The following is a 2,438-nucleotide window of genomic DNA, read 5'->3' on the forward strand; positions in this document are numbered from 1 at the left end:
GTAGGGGCATAACCTCCCAGTAAGTAGGGGCATAACCTCCCAGTTAACAAAATAGCCACTATTATGACAAAAAATACGTGTTTTTATGTCTAGCAAGTAGGGGCATAACCTCCCAGTTAGCCAAAAAAGTAGGGGCATAACCTCCCGCAAGTAGGGGCATAACCTCCCAGTTAGCCAAAAAAGTAGGGGCATAACCTCCCAGTTAAGCCAAAGGTAGGGGCATAACCTCCCAGTTAAAACAGAAAAAAACAACTTAATACCTTAATAAATAAAGGTTTTTTGTCTTGTCAAAAATCCCTATTCTTTTCTTATATTATTCTTTAAATACTTATTCTTGTATTTTCCCTTTGTGGATAACTTCAACCTTCCTTAATTTTCCCCCTCTATCATCGTTCTAAAAATATCCAAAAAAGAAAGCCTAGAAAAATGCAACAACTGGATTTAATGGATTGGATAGACTCAAAGCGGGTAATTAAACAACTGCCACCAGCACAGGCAACCCAGCACCGCGCTTTCATCATTGACCAACTAAAGCCCATCATGCGAGAGTTGGAAGCCTTGAAGCTTTCCCCCTTGAGCCTATCCGAAGCACTGGCCTATTTTTCAAACCGCTATCAAGAACAAGCCCTGCAATCCATTTTAAACCCCTCTGACAGCCTTTAATTTTTTCAATGTAGATTTATCAGGTAAGCCGATAGAACGCACGAGCGGACGGCCTCAAGCGATTGGGGCTATATTTAATTTGCTTTGCGGGGGGTAAAAGATCAAAAGCCAGTTAATTAGCAGAATATGAAAGTTTCGTTTTATCTGAAACTAAACAAAATGAAATGAATTTTAAAAGCTTTGTATTTGTTTCGTACGTTACAATTTATCTCTTGAGTAAACACTATACTTTTAATCTGTTCACCTTATCAGCAAAAGCACAAAACAAAAAGCGCGGTGCATTCCTTCAGGGGAAAAAATGAACAAACTAAATTTAAAAAATAGTGAACAGAATTATGAATGAATTGTTTACAAGTAGCGGAAAACGCAAATATTTAACCCAAGACGAAACCACGCGATTTTTAGAAATTGCCAATATTCAGGAACGCGCAGAGCTTCGGACATTTTGCCTTGTGCTGGTTTATACAGGGTGCAGACCTTCGGAAGCTTTGGCACTGACAGCGGAAAATATAGATTTAAGCGAAAAGACCATTATTTTTAAAACGCTAAAACAGCGGGACAATGTGCGATTTAGAGCCGTTCCCGTTCCTGATTCAGTGTTAAATGCTTTGGAATTAGTCCACGGGATTAGAAAGGCGCAGAGAGTGCAAAAAAAGCCCCGTATTTGTTCCCGTGGAAGCGAACACAAGCTTATAAATTGATTAAGGGCATTTATGTTACAGGCAGATATTAAAGGTGCACAGGCAACGGCTAAAGGCTTGCGTCATGGCTTCGGGGTGAATGCTTCAATTAAAACCAGAAACCCGCGATTAATTCAAAAATGGCTAGGGCATACCAGCATAGAAAATACCATGATTTATATGGACGCAATCGGACAGGAAGAACGCGAAACCGCTTTAAAAATGTGGGAATAAAACGGTTTTTGTAACAATAAATCAAGATTAAAATTAAAAGTATTTAAGGCTTGATTTAGAATTCGTATGTATGTACAGTTGTATATACACCTAAGGGACTAGCCATGTATGAATGGAACGAAGAAAAAAACAATAAGAACCTATCGGAAAGAGGGCTAGATTTTTCAGATGCAGAAAAAGTTTTTTTAGGGCAATGCGTTACTTTTGAAGATACAAGGCGAGATTATGGCGAACCGCGCTTTATAACTTTTGGATTGTTAGAAAATAGAACCGTAGTCATAGCCCATACTCCACGCGGGAATAAAACTAGAATTATCTCAATGAGGAAGGCGAATAACCGTGAACAAAAAACCTATAAAGAGCGACTTAAAACGACTTGATGCAATGGCAGATAAAGAAATAGATTATTCAGAAATAGCTGAATTTGACGCGGAATTTTTACGCACCGTGGAAATGAAAATAACGCCCGTAAAAAAGCGGTATCTATTCGCCTAGATGCAGATGTATTGGATTGGCTAAAATCTCAAGGAAAGGGCTATCAAAGCCATATTAACGCGGTTTTGCGTTCTTATTACGAAGCTCACAAGAACCATTAAAACCAGTGTGAGGCTTGCGGGTTATTTCTTGGCGTTTTTGAAGTCTTGAAGCTGGCAGAATTTGCGAGCCATGCGAATGTATATACAAAATGGTTCTGTCGCATAAATCCCCCTTTCCGACGTTATCTGCTATCATAATTCTCAATTTCAATAAAAGGTGGATCACATGCTCAGCTTCAAAGGCACTCACTTTCAAACAATACCTTCGCCAAAATAAGGGAGAGAAAAAACTAAAGATGGCCAGAAATCGGTAAAATACTAGGTC

The 2,438-nt window shown here is 39.0% G+C and carries 3 protein-coding genes and 1 pseudogene; 3 read left to right on the top strand and 1 reads right to left on the bottom strand.

What is annotated here, in order from left to right; all coding sequences use genetic code 11:
- Positions 1-426: 426 nt before the first annotated feature.
- The 3 genes and pseudogenes from CDZ78_RS12310 (at position 427) to CDZ78_RS12320 (ending at position 1,957) form a co-directional block, all read left to right on the top strand.
- Positions 427-663, top strand: coding sequence for a hypothetical protein (locus CDZ78_RS12310; protein ID WP_087870281.1), 237 nt, complete (start codon positions 427-429; stop codon positions 661-663).
- A gap of 335 nt (positions 664-998) precedes the next feature.
- A pseudogene (locus CDZ78_RS12315) lies at positions 999-1,577 on the top strand (tyrosine-type recombinase/integrase).
- 104 nt (positions 1,578-1,681) lie between these two features.
- The gene (locus CDZ78_RS12320; protein WP_087870282.1) at positions 1,682-1,957 is read left to right on the top strand and encodes a BrnT family toxin; all 276 of its coding nucleotides are present in this window, start codon (positions 1,682-1,684) and stop codon (positions 1,955-1,957) included.
- 169 nt (positions 1,958-2,126) lie between these two features.
- Here the strand turns inward: CDZ78_RS12320 and CDZ78_RS22690 are convergent.
- On the bottom strand, positions 2,127-2,438 hold a 312-nt coding region (locus tag CDZ78_RS22690; RefSeq protein ID WP_211200766.1), incomplete at its 5' end, for a hypothetical protein.

Source organism: Bathymodiolus platifrons methanotrophic gill symbiont (genome assembly GCF_002189065.1).
Taxonomy (GTDB): Bacteria; Pseudomonadota; Gammaproteobacteria; order Methylococcales; family Methylomonadaceae; genus Methyloprofundus.